A 22,660-nucleotide genomic window follows, 5' to 3' on the forward strand; every position below is an offset into this window, starting at 1 on the left:
AATCTCATATCTTAACGAAATGATTCAACTTCAAAACATAGAATACACATATCCCGAAGGCACAAAAGGACTGGAAGCTGTTTCTTTGCAGATTGAGCAGGGAAGCAGGGTGGCTTTTCTGGGAGAGAATGGTGCCGGAAAATCAAGTTTGTTTTTGGTTTTGAATGGAATTCACAAACCTCAGAAAGGAAAGTATATTCTGGATGGAAAACAATTTGGCTTTTCGACCAAAGAAAGAAAGCAAATGGCACACAAAGTAGGTTATGTGTTTCAGGATCCGGAAGTGCAGTTGTTTGCCGCAAGTGTGTACGAAGATGTAGCATTTGGTCCCTTTAATTTGGACTTGGATAGAAAGGATATTGAAATCAGGGTAGAAAAGTATCTAAATTTGCTGGGTATTCAGGAATTGAAAGACAAAGCCCCGCATCAGCTGAGTTACGGACAGAAAAAGCAGGTTGCTGTGGCAGGAGTTTTAGCTATGGAGCCTGAAATTATTTTGTTTGATGAGCCTTTTGCCTGGCTCGATAACCGGCACAAGCAAATTATGAATGAGATTATTGATGATTTGAACAAACAAGCTAAAACGGTACTGATTTCCACACATAATCCGGATTTTGCTTACGAATGGGCCGATCAGGTAATTCTGATGAAAGAAGGGAGAATCATTGCTGCCGGGTCACCTGAAAAAATAATGAGCAACAAAGTCTTGATGCAGGAAATTGGCATGGAATTGCCTTTGGTGGTGCAGTTTGCAAAAAAAGTGGGAATGAATAACCATTCCCGATCGATTCAATCTCTATTGGAGGAAATTTAATTAATTCTTCTCCATCAACTGCTTGTAAATATGGATCAGATGATCTGTTTTTGTGTAGATATTGAACTCCTTTTCAACAGCTTTTCGACCTGTAACAGAAAGCTCCTGTATCTTGTTTTCATTGTTCAATAATTTTTTAAAAGTCACGGCCAGTTCTTCTGCAGTATTGTTTTCGTAGATGATCCCACCCTTTGATTTATTAACAATCTCGGCAAATGCACCCAGATTGGGTTGCACAACCGGTACGCCCGAAGCCATACTTTCCAATAAATACAAGCCAAAGGCTTCACCATTCCGCACAGGAACCGAAATTAGTTTCACTTTTTTGAAGAACTTGTGCCTTCCTTCCCCGTTAAAATCTTCGTGAAATTCAACCTGTTCCAAAAGTCTTTCTTCTTTCAATTTTTGCCGGACTTGTTTTAGTAAAGGTTTGTCGTCACCGGTTGATCCGCCGGTGACGATCAATTTCACATCTTGGCAGGCAGTATCTTTTTTCAGTTCGATAAAGGCATCAACGATAATATCGAAACCATTTCCTTCGCACATTCGGGAAATGTAACCGATGTTTCGTGCTTTTGACTCTGGTTTGGCAAACTTGTATTCGTCCGGATCAACACCCAAATGGTTGATAAATACTTTCTCTTTGGGAATGTTCATTTTTTCCAGAGAAACTTCCGCGTAAAAATCACTCACAGCAATAAATGCATCCAAATATTCGGCTTTGGTACTCATCAGCGCCCAAATTTTATCTCTAAATGAGTCTTTCATGGCATCAACCCACACATCTTCATCCTGCAGCGAGCAAACCAGTATGGCATTCGGAAATTCCTTTTTTAATTTAGGAGCCAGTCCCAAAAGCAGCGCATTCGACAAATGAATTACATCTGGGGTAAGATATTCTGCCATCCAGCTTACCATGCGGTTGAGCTCCTCTTTCTGCTTTCCTTCTTCTCCCATCAACATCGAAACGGTCATTTCTTCCAAGCCTTTTGCATTGGTTGATCCTGCCATGCTTGCTGCTAATTTTAACATTGGGCCAGAGTTCAACAAACGATCCAACCAGGCAGGTGCATGTCTGAAAACAGGATACAATTGCTTTAGATAAATGCTGATGGCTCCATAAAAAACGGGAATATCATTCAAATCATGCTCATCGGAAAATAAGGGGAGATACATGGGTATTTTGGTTACCTCATGTCCCTGCTTTTTCATGGCAAGATGAAATTTATCGTCGCGTAAACAATTGCCGCAGTAAAAACTGCCTCCCGAACCGGGTATGATTTGAAGAATGTTCATTTTTCTGATTTTTATGGAACACACAAGATAGCAAAATCAGTTAAAAGTACTTCAAACAGAAAGTGCCTTAAGTCGAAATGAATGACAACTTAAGGCACTTTCTAATTTTAATTGTTAGAGGCTGTAAGGTCTTTTTGCTTTTTCCTTGAAACTTGTTCCTTGTAGCTTTAGTTCTACTTGTCAAACTGCTTGGCCTCTTCCCAAATTTCATCCATTTCTTCCAGATTCATGTCTTTTAGGTTTCGTCCTAATTTCATGGTTTTACTTTCCAGATAATTGAATCGTCTGGTGAATTTCTGGTTGGTGCGTTCCAGTGCATTTTCAGGATTTACACCATACAAACGTGCCGCATTAATCAAGGAGAAGAACATATCGCCAAATTCGGCTTCCATTTTGTTCTGATCGCCATTGATAATTTCTTCCTGCAATTCCATCATTTCTTCTTTCACCTTCTCCCAAACCTGCTCTTTTTCGTCCCAGTCGAAGCCTACACCTCGCACCTTATCCTGAATTCGGTTGGCTTTTACCAAAGCTGGCAGACTTTGCGGAACACCTTCCAAAACCGATTTGTTACCGTCTTTTTCCTTTAGCTTCAGTTGTTCCCAGTTTTCTTCTACCTCTCTGGCATTGGCAACTTTGGTATCGCTAAAAATGTGAGGATGACGATAGATGAGTTTTTCGCTGATGCCATCGCAAACATCAGCAATGTCGAAATCGTTGGTTTCAGAACCTATTTTGGCATAGAACACAATGTGGAGCAGAATATCGCCCAATTCTTTCTTTATTTCCTGATTTTCACCCTTTAAAATGGCATCGGCCAGCTCGTAGGTTTCTTCAATGGTCAACGTTCTCAGACTCTCAAAGGTCTGTTTTTTGTCCCATGGACAGCCTTCGCGAAGCTGATCCATAATATTTAGTAAGCGCTCAAAGGCTTTTAGTTTTCGATCCATTTGTTCTGCGTTTTATATTCGAAGATCAAATTTACAAAAGTATTTGGGAGTTTGAGAATTTATCTTGATTGTAAATAAATGTTGGGGAGAGCAAAAATCAGCTAAACGAATCATTTGGTGGTTGACGACTCAACAATCACGAGTTGTACCCATTTAATTTCAAAAGCAGCTTTAAATAAAATTAGTTTTAGTTAGATCAAGGCAAAGAAGTAAAACATAGCCGGGTTAGGTTGCCTCTTTTTTAACGAAAACATAGCTAAAAAGAAACATTTTATAAGATTGGTTTTGATGTTAACTTGGTATTAATGATTCTTATCAATTTGATGCATTATCTCATTACTCACAGTTCTTGTAATTTTGAGACAACTAAAAACTTATCAATTCAACAATCTTAAAATTTTTGGAAGTTTAATGTTTGTTAGGGTGAAGTAGGTTTGTTCTTGTCTTAATTTTCCCCACGTTCATTGGTATGGGAGATTCTTTCCATCAGTGATTACCTGTGGATAGGTTTGTCTGATTATCAATAGTTTATGTGATTGGATCCTAAATTTTAAACTAGTAAGTCACCATAAACAGGTAATGTAAATTTAAACTCACAACCTTCATCTGTTTTGTTTTCCAACCAAATCTGCCCACCCTGCATTTCTACAAACTCCTTGCAGATTAATAAACCCAAACCAACACCTTTTTCATCTGCCGTTCCAGGTTTGGAAATAACTTGTTCAATGTTGAAAATATTGCTTTTTTCAGATTCGCTTAATCCGATACCTGTATCCGAAATTGTTATTTCAATGTAATTATTGTCTTGCAAATAGGAATAAATATTAATTTCACCTCCTTCATTTGAGTATTTAATTGCATTCGAGATAAGATTTCTAAAGATTGTTTCGACCATGTTTTTATCTGCGTAAGCAAAAATATTTGGAGAATGGAAACACCGTAGAGTAATATCTTTGATTTGGATAGAAATTTTTAATTGTTCGATAACCTCCTTAGTTATTAGATCTAAATTACAAAAACCAGGATTGAACGAAATATGATCCGTTTGTGAAAGTGCCCAGTTTAGTAAGTTATCAAGTAGTATGTATGCCTTTTTTGATTGAGAAGATATTTGTTTGATTTGATGTTCAATTTTATCAATATTATAAGTGTTGATATTCTCGATTAAAAGATCTGCAAAACCAATAATGCTGTTAAATGGATTACGTAAATCATGCGCAATAATGGAATACATCAAATCTTTCATTCCTATTGCTTTCTCCAATTCAATTGTTCGTTCTTTTATTTTGTTTTCTAATTCTTCATTATAATCAGTGAGATAATTAAAAAGGTCATTTTTAAATACCAAGCCTATAAATGTGTCATTTTTACTAACCGGTAATACATCCGAGTTGTCAAACTTCATAATTGATAGAACTTTCTCAATAGATTGTTCGGAATCAATAAGTGTTTTAACGGTAAGGCAATCAATTGCCAGTGTTCTAGGTTTTTGTACAATATCTATAGGTGTTAAAACACCATAAAATCTCTCCTCATCCAGAACAACTATTGCATTGTTTTTAAGCAATAGATTTTTAATTTCATTGATTCCGGAATAGGGATTAGTGGTAATAAATTTTTTTCTTATTAAATGTTCAACTTTCATATAAGTTCATCTTCGATAGTAGTATAAGTAATTGTTACTTTAAAATCAACTTTAATTATTTCAGAAGGAGACACAAATGGAAAAACGTTTTTAATCAATATTGCAAGAATCTTATCTTTAGACATTTTTGTTAAAATTCTGTTGTTAACAAAAACGCAATCGATGTTTTCATGGTCTGTTTCAACAATCTCAAATCCATTTGGAATTAAAAGTTCAAATGACTTTGAGATTCCATTTTTACCATGAGGTGAATTTATTCCAAGAACCAAAATATCCTCAAAGGGTGGAAGTTTAATTTCTTCGAAACTTAATCGTACTGAATATTTTATCGGTGATTTCATTATTTATTAGTTTTTTTGTCCGTTATTAGTTACATGTACTAAGATAAATAATAATATTTAAAATTGAACCAAATTGTTTTCTAGTCTGATTGGCAAATAAGGTGAAAAATGTGATTCTTTTAATTTTTTGTAAAATTACGGCTAAAGTTGGGCTAATGCAACCCATCGCCCAATTTTTATCTTCTTTAAAAAGTGCGAATCTCTTTTAAGTTAAAAGTGCTGAGTAAAGGTTCTGCCACTATGTTATTGCACTTGGTGTTGGTTATTTGATTACAGCCATGTTTTCTTCAAAAATTGCACTAAGGGTTTTTCGTAATCCGATAAACTGAGGGGGTCTGAAAGTTTAATATCCGTTCATTTAAATTCGCAAAAACAGACAAATAACTTAATTTGGAATGTTGCAAAGAGGGAGTTGTCATTTTTAGTTTTAGGAACTTCAGATTAACGGGGGTAGGCTTGCGTTAACTATTTAATAAATTTCTTTCTTGTTTTTTCAATGATGATTGAGCTAATCCAATAAATATCACTTTTTTTATTTAAGTCATTATATCTGCTAAAAAATATGAATTTTTCATCTGGAGAGAATGATGGGCAGGTTTCACTAAATTCAGTTGTATTAATTAATCCTTCTAATTTTCGTGGTTTTCCCCATACGTTTTCGTTATTCTTAAATGCAACATAGATGTCTCCCCGAAAATTAAAAAGAATAAAACTTTCATCTTTAGAAACTGATGGATGCATACCAAATGGAATGCCGGCATTTTCTGTTGCTTTATATTGATTGTTTTCAAGTTTCGATTTGTAAATTTTAAAATTGGATAGATTTGAGTAATACATTGTATTATTATTTGTAAACGTAGCCCAAAATACCCGTGTGTTATTAACAGGTGAATCTAATAATATTGGTAGAGACCACTTGGAATTTTCTTTTAAGGAAACCCAAAGCCGCGTTGTATCATTAACATCTGAAGCAAAATATAATTTTTGCCCGTCAGGGGTAAAGAATGCTTCTTGTTCATCGCTGTTATTGCCTCTTAGGTTGGCTGTTTTTGGAGTTGACCAGCTGTCATCATCAAGTTTTCGGGTAAACATTAAACCATCTCCTGGTTTTACTGCAGTAAAAAATATTTCATTGTAATCCGGCGAAATAGCCAGACCATATTCATACCTGTCTGCAATGGAAATCAGTTCTTTGGCAAAAATTTTTGGAACTGTATCTGGAGGATTATCAAATATTTTCAAATTTGCCTCATTATTTTGGGCGTAAGCAGCAAGTGTATTTATAATGATAAAAAAGATAAAAGTGACTTTGTTCTTCATGATTTCTTTAATCTGTTGTATTCAATCTATTTTGTGAACGAAAGGCCTGGCAGCGGAAAGGAAGAAATTCCGCTAGTCCCGATGCGTTATCAGCGGTCATTTCCAAAATGTGGCGATAAGGATGATCTTAATTTGTGTTTTTCACTAAAGGTCACTGGTAAGCAATGTTATTCTGAAATTTAACCTAAATTACTTTTACGCAATTCCGTTTACAGGCTCAAAAACTTCCAGATTCAATTGGCTTGAAATATCGTTTGCCGCCTCGCTGATAGAAGCACCTTTTCCCGAAAGGAGTTCAATGTTTTCATTGGGCAGAACGGCTAGCAGTTTGTAAACTATATTGGTTTCGTTTCGGGCAATGGAGAGAACTGCCATTCCTGTTGTTTGTCGTACCCGAATGATTTGAAGATGTTTAATTTGGGTGATGCTTTCCCATTTTCCTGTTTTGCAGGCAAATAGACCTATGTATTTTTTGATCCGTTTCCCTTTGGTATCAATTAAAATACCTGTGCGGATAAAAAGTAATGGGATGGACAAAGGAATAGCAACAATACCCGCAAATTCAGACATCGTTATTGCCAGTATGCCTATCAGCAATAAAATAACACCCAACATAAAAAAATTGGGAGGCAGTTTTCCTGTTGTGTATTTTAAAATCATAGCTTAAGGATTAATTGTACTGAAAAGGTAATACATCTATTTTGAATCATCACATCAGAAAATGCAAATTCTTTTTTCATATTCCGGTGATAAGCAACAGACTTGTGTAGATTAATTTGTATGATTGCGAATTAGGTACAGAGTACCGAAGCTCTTTTTTTTGTTTGATGTTTTGTCTTCAAGCCAGACGGGCTCTTACTTTTATTCATAAATAAATTCAAATTAAGGCATTCATGATTTTCAATTCTTCTTAGATAAAAAAGTAAGCAAAAGAATCAAGCCTCTCGGATGCTGCACGGCTTTCTATGTGAATGAGTGCTCCGAATAACGCCCGCTTTGAAAGTATCACTTTTAGCAAAAAATATTTATTATCTAAATCAACGCATCAAATAAACAAAAAGAACAGCCCGTCTGGCTTGAAAACAAAACATTAAATTGGCGAAAGCCATGTTGATTCAAGGAACCCAGTATTGGGAGATCAGGAAATACCCATTACTAGAGAATAAAAATAGAAGCCTGTCCGGTTAAAGGACAAAGAATATGATTCTGTTTAAGTTGAAAAAACAACAAGCCTGTTTTCAATCATTACATCTGCAAATGCAAATTCTTTCTGAATCCATTCAAATGTTTGTTTCTGATAGATAAACACATGAGTGGGATCATTTTTGTAGTACCAATTCGCAAAATCGATGTTTTCGTTGTAAAGATGGGTCATGCAGTACAACTTTCCCTTGGGTTTCAGAATTTTTTTTAGAAAGCTAAATTCCTTGTGCGGATTATAGAAATGTTCAATCACCTCGCAGGACGCGATGTAATCGTATTTTTCTTGCAGCAATTTTGGGTAGTTGTGAAAGTAAGGATCGTATGGTACAATGGAAAAACCATGATCCGTCAGCACTTTGGAAATTACAGGACCTGTGCCCGCACCAAAATCCAGGCCTTTATGATTTGCAGTAAAATCCCGGCGAACGGAATTGGTAATGGGGGAGACGAACTTCTGATATCCCGTGTCTTCTATGTCGTTATTGTGCTGCTGATAGTGCGTTTTTTCAACATCTTGGCCAGGTCTTGAGTTTGCATCGGCAAATATCCCAAAGCAAGTGTTGCATTGATAATGAATGCGATTTTCTGTTTTATAAAAAAGTTTCGCATTATTGTTACAAAGAGGACATTGATACCGCATGTTAATGAACTTAGGATTAGTTCTGTGTTTAGTGTTTTCGCACACACTTTAGATAAAGACCTTCCACCTTTTCGCGTGCCCATGGTGTTTTTCTCAGAAACTTCAGGCTCGATTTAATGGAAGGATCGCTGGTAAAGCAGTTTATTTTAATCATGCTTCCCAATTCTTCCCAGCCATAATAAGCCACCAAAAATTCCAATATATCAGACAGTTTAACGCCGTGCAATGGATTATTTACCTGCTCTCTGTTGGTTGTATTATTTTCGTTTGATTCCATATTAACTTTTTGCTAATTAGTAATTGTGAATTAATAATCTATAATTATTCTTTATTTTTTTTACCCCTAAATCCCCTGAAGGGGACTATTTCCCAAACTGCAGCTTTTAAGCCCCTTTAGGGGTTTGGGGTGGGGAATTACTATTTATAAAATCAGCAAAGAATGTTCCCGTAATTGATTCATTGGTTTCGAATACCAAAATAATTCAAAATCTTCAAAATGATTCTCAAAATCTACTTTTAAAGCCGCCAAAGTAAGTGTGTTTTCTTCCTTTACGGATATGTTTTTCAGTACATCAAGCAACCAATCTCCTTTTTCTTTTTCGAGCGATATTTCGAAGCTTTCTGTCTTTTCATGAAAGCACATTTTGTAAAGCTCCCAGCTTCTGCCTTTTTTTGATTTTGTGATGGTCATAATTTCCGGTGTGCCTCCCAGCCATATTGGTTTTGCTGAATCTTTTGGAGTGCTGTATTCGACAGTTTCCAGACAGGTTTGAATAAAATTCTGTTTGATGCTGGTTTTCGGAATTCTAAAACCGGATGGTACATCGTCGAACCAATTCTGCAAAGGAATTTCAAAGCCCAGTCCGTGCATGTAGTTATAGAGCGATTTTTTTAAACCGTAGCTAAACAGATCGTGATCGATTCCCGTTTTGTCGGTAAATTGAATATCGTTATTGGCGAATGAAATTTTATTGTACTTGGGTGTAATGCCGTAAGCTTCAGGATTCAGACCAACCGGACTGTGAGCTGTAAGTGCAAACTGATGCCAAAAGGCCGATTGCACAATCCCCAATTCGAATATCTGCCGAACTACTTCCAGACTGTCGATGGTTTCCTGCATAGTTTGCGACGGAAATCCATACATCAAATAGGCATGAACCATAATTCCCGTTTCGGTAAAATTATTGGTCACCTGAGCTACCTGTTTTAGAGTGACTCCTTTATTGATCAATTTTAACAATCGATCGGAGGCAACTTCCAGTCCGCCCGAAACGGCAATGCAGCCGGAGGCTTTCAGCAGCAAACAAAGATCTTTTGTAAAGCTTTTTTCGAATCGGACATTGGTCCACCAAGTAATGTTTAAATTGCGCTTAATGATCTCGATGGCGAGAGCTTTCATTAATGCCGGAGGTGCTGCTTCATCAACAAAATGAAAGCCTTTTTCTCCGGTTTGTGCCACAATTTTCTCAATTCTGTCTGCCAGCACTTTGGCTGCAATGGGTTCAAAATATTTGATGTAATTCAGTGAGCCATCGCAAAAGGTACATTTGCCCCAGTAGCAACCGTGTGCCATGGTTAATTTGTTCCATCGTCCATCGCTCCACAAACTGTGCATGGGGTTGGCAATTTCGATTACTGAAATGTATTTGTCGAGTAAAAGATCGGAGTAGTCGGGTGTGCCCAATTCATTCTGTTTGTAATCCTGAATGGGAGAATAATTGTTGTATGTTACTTCGCCTTTTATCCGCTCAAAAGTTCGTTTTAATGCAGGTGTTTCGTTAACCGGATTCAGTACATGATTCGCCAGAAGTTCCAAAGGCAGCTCGCCGTCATCCAAAGTAATGTAGTCAACGAAATCGAAGACTCTGGGGTCGGTCAGACTTCTTAATTCTGTATTTGGAAATCCGCCGCCCATTACAATTTTAATGGCAGGATACTCTTTTTTAATGAACTGAGCACAACGAAAGGCACTGTATAAATTTCCGGGGAAAGGAACCGAGAAGCAAACCAATTTTGGATTTTGGATGTTCAATTGCTTAGCCAGTATTTTGAGACTAAGTTCATCGATATAGCTTAACTCTTCCTGCAAATGCTCCTGCAATTGGTCGAAGGTAGATGCACTTCGGCCCAATCGTTCGGCATATCGGCTAAAACCAAAATTCTCATCGATGCATTCGGTAATAAAATCCGATAAATCTTCCAGAAAAAGAGTCGCCAAATGCTTGGCTTTGTCTTGCATTCCCATCAAACCAAAAGCCCATTCCAGATCTTCTACCTGATTGAAGCGCGAGGCTTGCGGTAGAAAATTCTCAGTGCAAATTTGTCGTGCCAGAGTCTGATTTTTCCCTTGCAGAAAAGAAAATACATCGTTTATTGCCAATAAATAATGTTCTCGAAGGGCATATATTCTTGACGCATTTTCCGAAATAATCTGTTCTTTCTGAAAAGCGATTTCGAAAATTTCCGATAAACCTTCTTTGGAAAAAAGCTCCAGAATAACTTCAATACCCAAATCCATTTGAAAGGAAGATCTGTTTTTCTCATTTAAAAATCCCTTTAAATAGGCTGTTGCCGGATAAGGGGTGTTTAATTGAGTAAAAGGCGGAGTTACCAGAAAAAGGTCTTTCACGTGATTGGCTTTTATAAATTGGACGTTACTATGCTGATTTGCAACAAGATTTTATTTACTATTTTTTAAATTGAGGTTCTCACTCTTGATAAGGTTCAGTCTTATTTTCATTTTTTTCTGAATCACTTGAAAGTGGTGTTCATCCTCTTCAGAAACAAAAGAAATAGCTTCTCCCGGCGATTCTGCACGACCAGTTCTACCAATTCGGTGAATGTAATCTTTAGGAGATCGAGGCAAATCGTAATTTACCACGTAAGGTAAGAATTCAATATCAATACCTCGGGTTAATAAATCGGTGGCAACCAAAACCCGAAGCTTGCCGGTTTTAAACTTGCGCAGATTTTCGGTTCTTGCTCCCTGACTTTTCTTGCTGTGAGTGCTGGTGGCCTGAATACCATTTTTGCTTAGTTTGTAAGCAACAGCATCAGCCCGGTGTGCCGATGATACAAATACAAGAACCTGTTCTAAATTGTTTTTCTTAATGATATACCGAAGCAACGGCCCTTTTTTTTCTTCGCTAACCGAGTAGGCTATCTGATCGATTAAATCAAGCGTATTTTCTTCAGCCTCTATTTTTATAATCACTGGTTCATTCAAAAGAACCTGATTTACGTTGTTTACATCATCGCTTAAAGTGGCCGAGAACAAAAGATTTTGACGTTTTTTAGGCAATAAAGCAAATATGCGGTTCATCTCATCTTTAAAACCCAGATTCAGCATTTTATCAGCTTCGTCCAGTACCAAGGCTTCAATTTCCGATAAGTGTACTGCATTCGAATCTACCAATTCCAATAAACGACCGGGAGTAGCAACCAAAACGTCTACATTGTTCATCGCCTTCATTTGCGGATTGATAGAAACACCACCGTGAACGGCCAGGCATTTAATCGGATCGGCGAGGGCAGATGAAAACTGTTGAAAAACTTCCAAAACCTGCATGGCTAATTCGCGGGTAGGCACCAATACCAATGTCTTGATGTATCTGTTCTTAGAAATACTTCCTCCCTGAAGGTTGGTTAATATGGGCAAGACATAGCTGGCTGTTTTTCCCGATCCTGTTTTGGCAATACCCAACACATCCTTTTTCTTAAGAATGGCAGGAATAGCCTCTTTTTGAATTGGATAGGATTCGGAGTAGTTTTGATCGGCCAGAGCTTTTAGCAAAGATGAAGATAGTCCTAAAGATGCAAACGACATATATTTTTGTTCTGATTATTATTGTGGATTTGTTTCCTCCGACAAAGATAAGGGAAATAAAGCTCAACTACCTATAAATGGAGAAAAGCAAGCTCACAATTAAGCATAAAGGAAAAGAATTTAATTGGGAGTGAGGCGTGTTGGGGAAATTAACCACAAAGGACACAAAGGGATATCACGAAGCATCACAAAGATTTATAAATTAGGAGAAGTGCTTAGTATCTGTGGTGATTGGATAAACTCCATGCTTCAGGCTTAGCTGAAAACCATTGTTTTACTTTTGCCCAGTTGCCCTGAAAAAAATCTGAATTGCGGTAAGTATTTAAATCATCCTCCGATTTCCAATGACTTACAGTGAAGAACACCGATGGATTTGATACGTCCTGCAGAATTTCAAGATAAGAACAGCCAGGAAAAGCGATAATATCCTCTTTTTCACCTGATGTAAGTTTTTTGAATTCTTGAATGTGCTGAAGTCGGATTTCCAGCTTTACAAATCTAATGATCATGGAGTTTGATTCTAATATCGGAGTTAATATCCAGTTGTAATAGTTCAGCTAAATTGCCTTTGTTTATCGCTATTTCCAGTAATCCTGACGAGTTGAAGAGCGCCAGGAAATCACCTTCAGAAGTTTCGTGGTAGTTCTGGTTGATTTTAGTAATCCGGTAGTGGTTGCTTTGTACCAAAATTTCAAAATCTCTTTCCTGACGGACAGATTCAAACAATTCTTTTGAAATATTTGTGGTTATATTCCCATACGAATCAATATAAATGATTTGTCCGGTAATTGTTCCTTTCTGAATTAACGCGCGGATTGGAACCAATCGGTACAATTCTTTATGGATGGATCCCAGTTTTGAAAGATTGTTGTATTTAATAATGTGGGAAGCCGCTTTGGCGAATACATCCAGTTCCGGAAAAGTATGAAATTGATCTTCCTTTTCAATATTTTCGATGCGTACAATTTCTTCAGGATCGCCTTTCATTACCAGGCTAAAAATACCATTGTCGGCACCAATAAAATAATGATCCTGATATTTTACAACTACGTGCGGATGTTCCGGTGTTTCTTCTGATTTAACTCCAATAATATGAATACTTCCTTTTGGAAAATGGACAAAGGCATTTTTTATAATAAAAGATGTCTGAGATATATTGTAGTTATCAACATTGTGACTTAAATCGACCAATTGTGCTCCCGGACAGATAGATAAGAGGCGACCCTTAAGTGCCCCCAGATAGTAATCGCGGTGCTGCCAATCGGTAGTTAAACTTATTATTGTCATAAATGGATCTAATTTTAAAGAGAAAGAGGTTTACTGCAAACGAAAATATATTCATATTTCTCTTAGGTACAGCTAAACAAATCAGAATAAATAATTAATTTGTAGACTCAAAAGTAATGAATATTGTACGGAATATATGATTGAAAAGAGCATATCTTTAGGGGTAATTGATCCTCTTGAATTTTATGGAATTAATAATTCAAAATTGGTCGTTTTAAAGGAGATGTTTCCAAAATTGAATATTGTAGGGAGAGGGAATGAAATATTTGCCAGCGGCGAAGAAAAGATTCTGAATTTATTTGAAATGAAAGTGAATCTTTTGATTCAGCACTACAACCAATACAACGTTCTTACGCTGGCCAATATAAAACGAATTGTGTTGGAAAATACTCCGGATATACAGAATCCTGATGATCCTAAAAGCGTTATTCTTTTTGGTAATAATGGGAAAATTATTCGTGCCCGCACTGCTAATCAAAAAAAGCTGGTCGAAAAATCGGCAAAAAACGATATGATTTTTGCTGTTGGTCCTGCCGGATCGGGAAAAACCTATACTGCAATTGCCTTGGCTGTTAAAGCCCTGCGTAATTCTGAGGTGAGAAAGATTATTTTGAGTCGGCCTGCAGTGGAGGCAGGAGAGAATCTGGGTTTCCTTCCCGGAGATTTAAAAGAGAAAATTGATCCTTATTTACAGCCCTTATATGATGCTTTGCTGGATATGATTCCGCCACGTAAACTAGCCGATTATCTGGAAGCAGAAATTATTCAAATTGCCCCCTTGGCTTATATGCGCGGAAGAACTTTGAACGAGGCTTTTGTTATTTTAGATGAGGCACAAAATACCACAACCAAGCAGTTAAAAATGTTTTTAACCCGTATGGGAACCAGTGGTAAGTTTATGATTACAGGCGATATCACGCAAATAGATTTGCCCAGAAAACAACAATCCGGATTGGTTCAGGCCTTTCGGATTTTAAAGGACATCAAAGGAATAGCAATGGTTGAGTTTGATAAATCGGATATAATTCGACACCGATTGGTGAAAGAGATTGTAGCAGCCTACGAAATTGAAGAGGAAAAGGAAGAAAAAAAGAGGGAGAAAAAGGAATAAATCGATTATCTTCGCGCTTAAATATAAACCGTTTTATAAATTATTAGAATTTTTGGAGCAATGAAAGAAGCAATTGTTAAAACAGATTTTAATTTCCCGAATCAAAAGAATCTTTACGTAGGTAAGGTAAGAGACGTTTATAATATTAACGATGAGTATCTTGCTATGGTTGTTTCTGATCGTATTTCAGCTTTTGATGTTGTATTACCTGAAGGTATTCCTTTTAAGGGACAGGTATTGAATCAAATTGCTACCCGCTTTTTAGATGCAACATCCGATATCGTTCCAAACTGGAAAATTGCGACTCCTGATCCAATGGTAACAATTGGTCATATGGCTGAGCCATTTATGGTTGAGATGGTAATTAGAGGATATTTAACCGGTCATGCATGGAGAGAATACAAAGCAGGAAAACGTATGCTTTGCGGTGTCTCATTGCCTGAAGGAATGAAAGAAAATCAGAAATTCGAAAAACCGATCATCACGCCAACTACTAAGGCTATGGAAGGTCACGATGAAGATATTTCCAGGGAAGAAATTTTAAAACAAGGCATTGTATCTGAAGAGGATTACGAGATGCTTGAAAAATATACTCAGGCTTTGTTTGCCAGAGGAACTGAGATTGCTGCCGAAAAAGGTCTGATTTTGGTTGATACAAAATATGAATTTGGTAAAAAAGATGGTGTGATCTATCTGATTGATGAGATTCATACTCCGGATTCATCCCGTTACTTTTATTCGGAAGGATATGCTGAGCGTTTGGCTAAGAATGAGCCGCAAAAGCAATTGTCGAAAGAGTTTGTTCGCGAATGGCTGATGGAGAATGGTTTTCAAGGTAAAGAGGGACAAAAAGTGCCCGAAATGACTGAAGAAAAAGTAAATCAGATTTCGGAGCGTTACATTGAGTTGTACGAGCAGATTATTGGAGAGAAATTTATTAAAGCAGATGCAAAAGATATTAATGCCAGAATCGAAAAGAATATTTCAGATTGCCTGAAGACTTTGAAATAGGTTTTAGACAATAAAAAGCAGAGTATAAAAAACAAAACCGAAATCCATTACAGATTTCGGTTTTGTTTTTAGATCATTTGTTTGGGGATCTATAAAATCATCCGCCAACCCGTTTTACCTGATAACCTTCCGCTTTTAAAAGCTCCATAATTTTATCGCGGTGATCGCCTTGAATTAAGATTTCTCCATCTTTAGCAGAACCGCCGCCGCCACATTTGCTTTTTAAAATTTTCCCCAATTCTTTTAAATCATCAGGCGTACCAACAAAACCTTCAATTAAAGTAACAACCTTACCTTTTCTTTGTTTTTTGTCCAGTAATACTCTTAACTTTTGTTTGTTCGGAGCTAAGGTTTCTTCTACCGATTCATCATCGTATTCGTAGTTGTAATCGGGGTTCGTTGAGTAAACGATATTTTTTTTGCTTTTTGCCATTTTAATAAAGTATGTTAGTAATTAGTACACAATAACTGATTAAAATGGGTATTTCACCACGAAGCACCAGTTATTTATTACTATCAGAACAAAGATATTTAAAATTTAGCTTTATAAGTTGTTCGGTTCACGAAATAGATGATGGAGCCAACAAAAGGGATGAAGACAACCAGTAGAATCCATATAAGTCTGTTGATTCCTAATAAATCCCGTCGGAGGATATCAACAATTGCGATTACCGGAAGTAAAATTCCTATGAGTTTGGTTAATAGCCAAATGTCAAATAGTATGGATAAGATCATTATTTTTTTTATTTGTGAAATGCTGGTGCAAAACTTGAATGTAATTATTTGCCGGCACAATCTACACATTTCTTACTTTCAGGCATAATCATGATTCTTCCGATGGGAATAGTTATTCCACATTTTATGCATTTCCCAAAATCATCCGAATCAATATTCTTGAAAGATTCTTTTAATGCTGAAAGCTGAATTTCCTTTTTACGCAAAGCTGCCTCATTCACACTCTTGTTGTTTATTGCATCCATTCGGCTAACTCTGCCAATGGCACAATCCGGCGAAATAGGTTGGGTTAAATCCTTTAGAATTACAATTTCATTTTCAAGTCTTAAAATTCTATCGATAATTTGTATTACGATTTGAATTCTATTTTTATCAGGCATAAATTACTGTTGTATTGAAGATCAAATTAAAAGAATAAAGGTAGAATTAAAAAGTATTTTGTTCTTTCCGTATCGTTGTGAATGATTTATTTCGTTGACTATTTAGATTCATTCTAAAGTATTTTAGCAGGCTAATTTATATGTATTTGGCTAGGCTGGAATCCTACTTCTTTATACTTTTGAATTGTAAATATGTGCTGTAATATCAGTATGGAATCGATTGCGAATCAGATCTTTTGAGTTGTGGTGTTGCAGTTGTTTAGCATTTTATTCATTCATTTATTTAAGAAAAGTAATGAACAAGATAGTTGAAAAAGAGAATTTTTCAGAAAAAGTAGTGAAAATTGTGGTTGAGGCACCTTTAATTGCTAAGGCCCGCAAACCGGGTAATTTTGTAATTGTACGGGTAGGTGAAAAAGGGGAACGTATCCCTTTGACCATTGCTGGTGCTGATGTTTCCAGGGGAACCATTACCATTATCGTTCAGAAAATGGGCGTGTCATCTATTAAGCTGTGTCAGCTTGAAGTTGGAGATTATGTAACCGATTTGGTAGGCCCGCTGGGTAAACCAACCGAAATACATAAGGTTGGCACGGTGCTTTGCTGCGGTGGCGGTGTTGGTGTTGCACCACTGCTTCCAATTGTTGAAGGATACAAAAAAGCGGGTAATCGTGTCATTACTGTTATTGCAGCAAGATCAAAAGATCTGTTGATTCTGGAGGAAGAAATGCGCAAACATTCTGATGAGCTGATCGTGATGACTGACGACGGATCGCATGGAAGAAAAGGTTTGGTTACTGAAGGTATGGAAGAGGTTATTAAGCGTGAAAAAGTGGATGAGTGTATCACCATTGGTCCTGCTGTAATGATGAAATTCTGTTCTTTGCTGACCAAGAAATATGAAATTCCTACTATGGCGAGTTTGAATAGTATTATGGTTGACGGAACCGGTATGTGCGGAGCATGCAGAGTTACCGTTGATGGTAAAACTAAATTTACTTGCGTAGATGGACCTGAGTTTGATGCGCATAAAATTGATTTTGACGAAATGATGTCGAGATTAGGAGGTTACAAGGAAGAAGAAAATGACAAAATGGATCATTTTCAAAATTAATCAACTAAAGACAAAACAGGACAATGGAAAGGTCTGAAGAATATATAAAAAACGAGCGTAAACAAGAGTGGAGAGTCGAACTTCAAAAACTGACAAAAGCCAAAGATCGTATGGCGATTGAAAGGGTGGAGATGACAGAAATGGCTCCTGAAGAGCGAATTAAATCTCAGCGCGTTGAGGTGAATGTAGGTCTGACTAAAGAGCAGGCAATGTTAGAGGCAACACGTTGTATGGATTGCGTAAATCCAACTTGTATGGAAGGCTGTCCGGTAAGTATCAATATTCCCAAATTTATTAAAAATATTGAACGCGGAAACATTTTGGAGGCAGCAGCGGTTTTAAAAGAAACCAGTGCGTTACCAGCTGTTTGTGGTCGTGTTTGCCCGCAGGAAGTTCAATGTGAACAGAGATGCTTTTATGTTGAGAAATTGAATCTGCCTTCTGTGGCAATTGGTCATTTGGAGCGTTTTGCCGCTGATTTTGAAAGAGAATCCGGTGTAATTTCTGTTCCTGAATTGGCAGAATCAAATGGTGTTAAAGTAGCTGTTATCGGTTCCGGACCATCAGGTTTGTCTTTTGCCGGCGATATGGCTAAATTGGGTTACGATGTAACTGTTTTCGAAGCACTTCACGAAATTGGTGGTGTTTTAAAATATGGTATTCCTGAATTCCGTTTGCCAAATGCTGTTGTTGATGTAGAAATTGAAAATTTACGCCGGATGGGTGTGAAATTCATCACCAACTATATTGTAGGCCAAACCGCAAGTTTAGATGATTTAAGAGAAGAAGGATATAAAGCATTTTATGTAGGTAGCGGTGCTGGCTTGCCTCGTTTCATGAATATTCCTGGTGAAAATTCGAACGGAATTATGTCATCAAATGAGTATTTAACCCGTGTAAATTTGATGGGAGCTGATTCGGAAGAATCGGATACGCCAATATTGCGTGGTAAAAATGTTGTGGTTGTTGGCGGTGGTAACACTGCTATGGATTCGGTTCGTACTGCAAAACGATTAGGTGCCGAAAGAGCAATTATTGTTTACCGTCGTTCTGAAGAAGAAATGCCTGCACGTGTTGAGGAAGTTCATCATGCCAAACAGGAGGGAATCGAATTTCTTACCTTAACGAACCCAATTGAATACATTGCTGACGAAAATAGTCGTGTGAAGCAAATCAAGGTTCAGAAAATGGAATTAGGTGAACCTGATGCATCGGGTAGAAGAAGACCAATTCCAATGGAAGGTTCTGAATATACGATTGATGCAACTGTAGTTGTGGTTGCTGTAGGAGTTTCTCCAAATCCATTGATTCCAAATTCGGTGGAAGGCTTGGAGGTTTCGAAATGGGGAACGATTGAAGTTGTTAAAGATAAAATGCAATCATCAATTCCTGAAGTATTTGCAGGTGGAGATATTGTTCGCGGTGGTGCTACTGTTATTCTTGCAATGGGAGATGGCAGAAAAGCGGCTAAAAACATGAATATCTATTTGCAGGAAAAATATTTATCCAATAAAGTGGAACACTAAAAATTAGAAAAAATGAAAGAGTTTAATTCACTTGAAGATATTTTAGATTTTGCCATTAATGAAGAGCAAATGGCTGCTGATTTTTATACCGAACTTGCTGGTAAAATGAAACATCAGGAGATGAAGGATACTTTTGAGCAATATGCTTTGGAAGAAATCGGTCATCGCTCTAAGCTGGAAGCTATTAAAAATGGTAAAAAATATCAGGTTTCGGAGGCTAAAATTGCTGATTTAAAAATTGCTGATTATTTACTGGATGTAGATGTTGATAAAACAAATATTACTTATCAGGAAGCGTTAATTCTTGCTATGAAAAAGGAGAAAATCGCTTTTAGATTGTATAATGATCTTGCTTCTGCAGCTACAGATGAACCTTCAAAAAAATTATTCCTTATGCTTGCCCAGGAAGAAGCAAAGCATAAACTGCGTTTTGAAGTGGAATACGATAATAATATTCTAACAGAGAATTAGAATTGTAATAGACATACTAAAAAAAGTCTTGAGAAATCAAGGCTTTTTTTTTTGATTAAAAATTATTTTGTGTTGCGCATTAATATTTTGTAACTTATAAGGTCAAGCTTTAAAAAAACACACATCAATCTGAAAGAGGGTTTTAATTCGTATGAGATTATTAATTAATAAAAATTAAGAATGAAAATTTTTAGGACATTTGAGGAAATTATTGATTATGCAATCGATAAAGAGATGGATGAAATAGAATTTTACTCAGAGGTTGCAAGTCGAATGGACAGGAAACATGTGAAAGGACTTTTTTGGGATATTGCTTTGGAGAAAACTGCAAGAATGCTTCGGCTGGAGAAGATGAAGGATGTGAAACCTGAATTGAACCTGGATGAAATTAAGGATATGAAAATTACTGCTAGTCTTGAGGATGTAGATTACACCAGAAATGATTTGACCTATCAGGATGCACTGATTATTGCAATGAAAAAAGAAAAGGCAAAATTTAAATTTTATTTGAGTATGGCCGAGAGTGCTGTTAATAAGGAATGCAGAGAAACTTTTTTGGCTCTGGCTAATGATGAGGCACGACAAAAATTGAAATTTGAAATAGAGTATGACGAACATATTTTAGTAGAGAATTGATTTGTAAAAATAATGAGGGATCGTTATTTTGAAGTAAGATAAAATCGAAATTCAGGTGAAGAATTTCGATTTTACTTTTTTACGGTTCAATTATTGTAGATATTTTGTTTTCCAAGCTGACTTTAGTATTTTTGTTAGTTATTACTAGTGAACTATAAATATTTGAAATACAGATAATTAATGCATTATTTTTTTCGAAGTATTCTTCTGATATGTCTCCTTGCTGGAGCCGTAAATTTTACGAAAGCTCAAACTACAAATGTTGAGTTGTCTAATAATAAGGTTGTTGTAGGTGGTCAACCCTGCTTTTTGCATCTTGTTAAAGAAAAGCAAACCTTATTTTCTATTAGTCGGGCATATGGTGTCGACCTCGCTGTTATTTTGCAGGTAAATCGAAAAACGGAAGCAACAGTTAATGTTGGTGAGGTTTTAAGAATTCCGGTTGTAGATGCAGAAACCGTTCTTTCTCCTGTTTTAGTGAAAACGGAAGATGAAAATTTCTTTTATTACATCGTGAAAAAAGGGGACACACTATTTTCTTTATATAAAAAATATGGTGTTGATATTGCTTTAATAAAGGCCTCAAATCCAGATATGGGAGACAGCTTACGTTTGGGTACAATTGTTAAGGTTCCTAAAATCGTTAAAAAAACACAGCTAAATACAATTCCTAAACACGATAAGAATTATTACTATTATGTGATAAAACAAGGCGATACAGAATCTTCCATATCCCGTCAGTTTTTTATGAATCTGCGAAAATTCAAAAAGTTAAATCCTAAACTGAAAAGTACAGCTTTAAAGATTGGCGATTGGGTTCGGATACCCAGGTATTTGGTTCCTCCGGAATATTTTGTGGAGACGGAAGATCAAAAGGATACAATTGCAAAAAAATACCAGATTACAGATACTGTTGTTGCTAAAGTCGATTTAATACCTCTAAGTCAGAATAAAATACGAATAGCATTGTTTTTGCCTTTGTATCTGGATGCGAATGATTCTATAAATAGAAGTATTTCCTATAAGGATACTATTGAAATTGTTACGGAGAGAAATCCACGTATTTTATACAATAAATCTCATGATTTTATTCGTTTTTACCAAGGTATTCTTTTGGCTGTAGATTCTCTGCAAAAAGAGGGTTTATCGGTAGATCTTCATGTTTTTGATACAGAAAAAAATCCTGAACGCGTTCAGCGAATCATCGATGGACTGCAATATACTGATTTGGATTTTATGATAGGCCCGGTTTATCAAAGTACATTTTCGATTGTGGCAGATTTTGCCCAAAGAAGAAGAATCCCTATTATTTCACCTCTTTCGCCAAAGAATTCAGAGCTCACAACGAATCCATTCGTTATTCAAATGAATACTTCTATTCAATCGATTTGTGGAAAAATATCCGACTATGTTTGTTTCGAGTTGGATACGAGGAATTTAGTTGTTGTTCATCCTGATCGCTATGAGCATTTGAATGAATTTCAGTTGGTTACAGATATTGAACGGAATATGTTTGAAAAAGGAAAGTACTGGGAAAATGGTGATATGACTTATAAAAAGATATCATTTGATGAATACGGACTTTTTGGAATTGAACGCATGCTGAGCGATACATGTGAAAATGTAATTCTAGTGCCTTCTACCAAACAACCGTATGTTGAAAATATAATCTCCAATTTAAATGTTTTAAGTCAACGTTTCGATATTCGTTTAATGGGTTTTCCTGTGTGGCAGCGATTTAATAGTTTGGATGCCGAACTATTCTACAATTTAAATCTAAGTGTGATAACTCCATACAATATTGATTATAAGGATGCTAAAGTTGATTTGTTCGTTACGGATTTTAGAGAGAAATTTACATGTGAACCGAATGATTTTAGTTTTAGGGCATTTGATTTGTGTCGATTTTTTTCCAAGGCTGTAAGCCGGTATGGACATGATTTTCCTGATCATTTGAATGAATTGAAATTGGATTTGCTGCAATCAAATTACCATTTTAAAAGAGTAAATGCGTTTGGAGGACTCGAAAATCAAGGAGTTCAGATTGTAAATTATTCCCGGGATTTTAAGATAAGACATTCCATCCCTAAATCTCAAAATACTTTTCAGATATCAGAATAGGGTAATTAAATTTAAAATTGGAAGCTGAATCTATGCGATTCAGCTTTTTTTTTATCCGAATACGGATAAATCATCCACAATAGGATGTCTTTTTTTAATAGGGAGAAAAGTCGTGTATTTACTGACTTTTTTTTATTTGCTTGAGCTTTTATCCAATATCGTAGATATGTGAGAATCTGTAGCTTTAGTGTATGAGACGGTATGACAGCTTGTTATGGCTTGTGGTACGTACT

Annotated in this window: 23 protein-coding genes; 8 read left to right on the forward strand and 15 right to left on the reverse strand. The window is 36.4% G+C overall.

Features of this window, described 5'->3' with window-relative positions:
* Window positions 1–19: 19 nt before the first annotated feature.
* Window positions 20–814 carry an energy-coupling factor ABC transporter ATP-binding protein gene (locus ACKU4N_RS09250; RefSeq protein ID WP_321322615.1) on the forward strand — a complete coding sequence of 265 codons (795 nt, stop codon included), beginning with the start codon at window positions 20–22 and terminating at the stop codon, window positions 812–814.
* Here the strand turns inward: ACKU4N_RS09250 and ACKU4N_RS09255 are convergent, their stop codons facing one another.
* From ACKU4N_RS09255 to ACKU4N_RS09310, 12 genes are all read right to left on the reverse strand, one after another.
* The gene (locus ACKU4N_RS09255) at window positions 815–2,110 is read right to left on the reverse strand and encodes a glycosyltransferase family 4 protein (RefSeq protein ID WP_321322616.1); all 1,296 of its coding nucleotides are present in this window, start codon (window positions 2,108–2,110) and stop codon (window positions 815–817) included.
* Between the two features lie 173 nt (window positions 2,111–2,283).
* Window positions 2,284–3,060, reverse strand: coding sequence for a nucleoside triphosphate pyrophosphohydrolase (gene mazG, locus ACKU4N_RS09260; protein WP_306598980.1), 777 nt, complete (start codon window positions 3,058–3,060; stop codon window positions 2,284–2,286).
* Window positions 3,061–3,610: 550 nt separating this feature from the next.
* Window positions 3,611–4,705 carry an ATP-binding protein gene (locus tag ACKU4N_RS09265; protein ID WP_321322617.1) on the reverse strand — a complete coding sequence of 365 codons (1,095 nt, stop codon included), beginning with the start codon at window positions 4,703–4,705 and terminating at the stop codon, window positions 3,611–3,613.
* Window positions 4,702–5,046 carry a hypothetical protein gene (locus ACKU4N_RS09270; RefSeq protein ID WP_321322618.1) on the reverse strand — a complete coding sequence of 115 codons (345 nt, stop codon included), beginning with the start codon at window positions 5,044–5,046 and terminating at the stop codon, window positions 4,702–4,704. The genes ACKU4N_RS09265 and ACKU4N_RS09270 overlap by 4 nt, the downstream gene beginning before the upstream one ends.
* Before the next feature lie 465 nt (window positions 5,047–5,511).
* Complete coding sequence (locus ACKU4N_RS09275) at window positions 5,512–6,366, reverse strand: hypothetical protein (protein ID WP_321322619.1); 855 nt, start codon at window positions 6,364–6,366, stop codon at window positions 5,512–5,514.
* A gap of 195 nt (window positions 6,367–6,561) precedes the next feature.
* The gene (locus tag ACKU4N_RS09280) at window positions 6,562–7,026 is read right to left on the reverse strand and encodes a hypothetical protein (protein ID WP_321322620.1); all 465 of its coding nucleotides are present in this window, start codon (window positions 7,024–7,026) and stop codon (window positions 6,562–6,564) included.
* A 550-nt stretch (window positions 7,027–7,576) separates the two neighbouring features.
* Window positions 7,577–8,209: a class I SAM-dependent methyltransferase gene (locus tag ACKU4N_RS09285; protein ID WP_321322621.1), complete on the reverse strand. Its 633-nt coding sequence runs from the start codon at window positions 8,207–8,209 to the stop codon at window positions 7,577–7,579.
* Between the two features lie 28 nt (window positions 8,210–8,237).
* Window positions 8,238–8,486: a VF530 family protein gene (locus tag ACKU4N_RS09290; RefSeq protein WP_101308658.1), complete on the reverse strand. Its 249-nt coding sequence runs from the start codon at window positions 8,484–8,486 to the stop codon at window positions 8,238–8,240.
* A 144-nt stretch (window positions 8,487–8,630) separates the two neighbouring features.
* Complete coding sequence (locus ACKU4N_RS09295) at window positions 8,631–10,838, reverse strand: B12-binding domain-containing radical SAM protein (protein ID WP_321322622.1); 2,208 nt, start codon at window positions 10,836–10,838, stop codon at window positions 8,631–8,633.
* Between the two features lie 51 nt (window positions 10,839–10,889).
* Complete coding sequence (locus ACKU4N_RS09300) at window positions 10,890–12,035, reverse strand: DEAD/DEAH box helicase (protein ID WP_321322623.1); 1,146 nt, start codon at window positions 12,033–12,035, stop codon at window positions 10,890–10,892.
* A gap of 215 nt (window positions 12,036–12,250) precedes the next feature.
* Window positions 12,251–12,544 carry a putative quinol monooxygenase gene (locus ACKU4N_RS09305; protein ID WP_321322624.1) on the reverse strand — a complete coding sequence of 98 codons (294 nt, stop codon included), beginning with the start codon at window positions 12,542–12,544 and terminating at the stop codon, window positions 12,251–12,253.
* The gene (locus tag ACKU4N_RS09310; RefSeq protein WP_321322625.1) at window positions 12,534–13,322 is read right to left on the reverse strand and encodes an SAM hydrolase/SAM-dependent halogenase family protein; all 789 of its coding nucleotides are present in this window, start codon (window positions 13,320–13,322) and stop codon (window positions 12,534–12,536) included. Before ACKU4N_RS09310 ends, ACKU4N_RS09305 begins: the two co-directional genes overlap by 11 nt.
* A 136-nt stretch (window positions 13,323–13,458) precedes the next feature.
* Between ACKU4N_RS09310 and ACKU4N_RS09315 the strand changes: the two genes are divergently transcribed.
* Together ACKU4N_RS09315 and ACKU4N_RS09320 are read left to right on the forward strand one after the other, a co-directional pair.
* A complete protein-coding gene (locus ACKU4N_RS09315; protein ID WP_321322626.1) occupies window positions 13,459–14,433 on the forward strand; it encodes a PhoH family protein in 975 nt (324 codons plus the stop codon).
* 60 nt (window positions 14,434–14,493) lie between these two features.
* Window positions 14,494–15,444, forward strand: a complete 951-nt coding sequence (locus tag ACKU4N_RS09320; RefSeq protein WP_321322627.1) for a phosphoribosylaminoimidazolesuccinocarboxamide synthase — start codon at window positions 14,494–14,496, stop codon at window positions 15,442–15,444.
* Between the two features lie 97 nt (window positions 15,445–15,541).
* On the opposite strand, the gene ACKU4N_RS09325 is transcribed toward ACKU4N_RS09320, so the two are convergent.
* The 3 genes from ACKU4N_RS09325 to ACKU4N_RS09335 all read right to left on the reverse strand — a co-directional run bounded on the left by ACKU4N_RS09325 (window position 15,542) and on the right by ACKU4N_RS09335 (window position 16,559).
* On the reverse strand, window positions 15,542–15,877 hold the full coding sequence (locus ACKU4N_RS09325; protein WP_321322628.1) for a translation initiation factor: 336 nt from the start codon (window positions 15,875–15,877) through the stop codon (window positions 15,542–15,544).
* Between the two features lie 98 nt (window positions 15,878–15,975).
* Window positions 15,976–16,248 carry a PLDc N-terminal domain-containing protein gene (locus tag ACKU4N_RS09330; protein WP_407937238.1) on the reverse strand — a complete coding sequence of 91 codons (273 nt, stop codon included), beginning with the start codon at window positions 16,246–16,248 and terminating at the stop codon, window positions 15,976–15,978.
* Window positions 16,224–16,559: a TraR/DksA family transcriptional regulator gene (locus ACKU4N_RS09335; RefSeq protein ID WP_321322629.1), complete on the reverse strand. Its 336-nt coding sequence runs from the start codon at window positions 16,557–16,559 to the stop codon at window positions 16,224–16,226. The genes ACKU4N_RS09330 and ACKU4N_RS09335 overlap by 25 nt, the downstream gene beginning before the upstream one ends.
* A 295-nt stretch (window positions 16,560–16,854) precedes the next feature.
* On the opposite strand from ACKU4N_RS09335, the gene ACKU4N_RS09340 reads away from it, so the two are divergent.
* The 5 genes from ACKU4N_RS09340 (at window position 16,855) to ACKU4N_RS09360 (ending at window position 22,427) form a co-directional block, all read left to right on the forward strand.
* Window positions 16,855–17,673: a sulfide/dihydroorotate dehydrogenase-like FAD/NAD-binding protein gene (locus tag ACKU4N_RS09340; RefSeq protein WP_321322630.1), complete on the forward strand. Its 819-nt coding sequence runs from the start codon at window positions 16,855–16,857 to the stop codon at window positions 17,671–17,673.
* A gap of 23 nt (window positions 17,674–17,696) precedes the next feature.
* Window positions 17,697–19,199: an NADPH-dependent glutamate synthase gene (gene gltA, locus ACKU4N_RS09345; protein WP_321322631.1), complete on the forward strand. Its 1,503-nt coding sequence runs from the start codon at window positions 17,697–17,699 to the stop codon at window positions 19,197–19,199.
* A 12-nt stretch (window positions 19,200–19,211) separates the two neighbouring features.
* Window positions 19,212–19,670 (forward strand): ferritin-like domain-containing protein, encoded by a 459-nt coding sequence (locus ACKU4N_RS09350; RefSeq protein ID WP_321322632.1) that lies wholly within the window; start codon window positions 19,212–19,214, stop codon window positions 19,668–19,670.
* 180 nt (window positions 19,671–19,850) lie between these two features.
* Window positions 19,851–20,306, forward strand: a complete 456-nt coding sequence (locus tag ACKU4N_RS09355; RefSeq protein WP_321322633.1) for a ferritin-like domain-containing protein — start codon at window positions 19,851–19,853, stop codon at window positions 20,304–20,306.
* A gap of 180 nt (window positions 20,307–20,486) precedes the next feature.
* On the forward strand, window positions 20,487–22,427 hold the full coding sequence (locus ACKU4N_RS09360) for a LysM peptidoglycan-binding domain-containing protein (protein WP_321322634.1): 1,941 nt from the start codon (window positions 20,487–20,489) through the stop codon (window positions 22,425–22,427).
* The last annotated feature ends 233 nt before the right edge of the window (window positions 22,428–22,660 follow it).

This window comes from Labilibaculum sp., from assembly GCF_963664555.1.
Lineage (GTDB): Bacteria > Bacteroidota > Bacteroidia > Bacteroidales > Marinifilaceae > Labilibaculum.

Coding starts and splice junctions, on each gene's coding strand:
- ACKU4N_RS09315 (WP_321322626.1), top strand. CDS start 13,459: ATGATTGAAAAGAGCATATCTTTAGGGGTAATTGATCCTCTTGAATTT.
- ACKU4N_RS09320 (WP_321322627.1), top strand. CDS start 14,494: ATGAAAGAAGCAATTGTTAAAACAGATTTTAATTTCCCGAATCAAAAG.
- ACKU4N_RS09355 (WP_321322633.1), top strand. CDS start 19,851: ATGAAAATTTTTAGGACATTTGAGGAAATTATTGATTATGCAATCGAT.
- ACKU4N_RS09300 (WP_321322623.1), bottom strand. CDS start 12,035: ATGTCGTTTGCATCTTTAGGACTATCTTCATCTTTGCTAAAAGCTCTG.
- ACKU4N_RS09310 (WP_321322625.1), bottom strand. CDS start 13,322: ATGACAATAATAAGTTTAACTACCGATTGGCAGCACCGCGATTACTAT.
- ACKU4N_RS09305 (WP_321322624.1), bottom strand. CDS start 12,544: ATGATCATTAGATTTGTAAAGCTGGAAATCCGACTTCAGCACATTCAA.
- ACKU4N_RS09250 (WP_321322615.1), top strand. CDS start 20: ATGATTCAACTTCAAAACATAGAATACACATATCCCGAAGGCACAAAA.
- ACKU4N_RS09335 (WP_321322629.1), bottom strand. CDS start 16,559: ATGCCTGATAAAAATAGAATTCAAATCGTAATACAAATTATCGATAGA.
- ACKU4N_RS09285 (WP_321322621.1), bottom strand. CDS start 8,209: ATGCGGTATCAATGTCCTCTTTGTAACAATAATGCGAAACTTTTTTAT.
- ACKU4N_RS09255 (WP_321322616.1), bottom strand. CDS start 2,110: ATGAACATTCTTCAAATCATACCCGGTTCGGGAGGCAGTTTTTACTGC.
- gltA (WP_321322631.1), top strand. CDS start 17,697: ATGGAAAGGTCTGAAGAATATATAAAAAACGAGCGTAAACAAGAGTGG.
- ACKU4N_RS09275 (WP_321322619.1), bottom strand. CDS start 6,366: ATGAAGAACAAAGTCACTTTTATCTTTTTTATCATTATAAATACACTT.
- ACKU4N_RS09280 (WP_321322620.1), bottom strand. CDS start 7,026: ATGATTTTAAAATACACAACAGGAAAACTGCCTCCCAATTTTTTTATG.
- ACKU4N_RS09340 (WP_321322630.1), top strand. CDS start 16,855: ATGAACAAGATAGTTGAAAAAGAGAATTTTTCAGAAAAAGTAGTGAAA.
- ACKU4N_RS09350 (WP_321322632.1), top strand. CDS start 19,212: ATGAAAGAGTTTAATTCACTTGAAGATATTTTAGATTTTGCCATTAAT.
- ACKU4N_RS09360 (WP_321322634.1), top strand. CDS start 20,487: ATGCATTATTTTTTTCGAAGTATTCTTCTGATATGTCTCCTTGCTGGA.
- ACKU4N_RS09265 (WP_321322617.1), bottom strand. CDS start 4,705: ATGAAAGTTGAACATTTAATAAGAAAAAAATTTATTACCACTAATCCC.
- ACKU4N_RS09290 (WP_101308658.1), bottom strand. CDS start 8,486: ATGGAATCAAACGAAAATAATACAACCAACAGAGAGCAGGTAAATAAT.
- ACKU4N_RS09330 (WP_407937238.1), bottom strand. CDS start 16,248: ATGTGTAGATTGTGCCGGCAAATAATTACATTCAAGTTTTGCACCAGC.
- ACKU4N_RS09325 (WP_321322628.1), bottom strand. CDS start 15,877: ATGGCAAAAAGCAAAAAAAATATCGTTTACTCAACGAACCCCGATTAC.
- ACKU4N_RS09270 (WP_321322618.1), bottom strand. CDS start 5,046: ATGAAATCACCGATAAAATATTCAGTACGATTAAGTTTCGAAGAAATT.
- mazG (WP_306598980.1), bottom strand. CDS start 3,060: ATGGATCGAAAACTAAAAGCCTTTGAGCGCTTACTAAATATTATGGAT.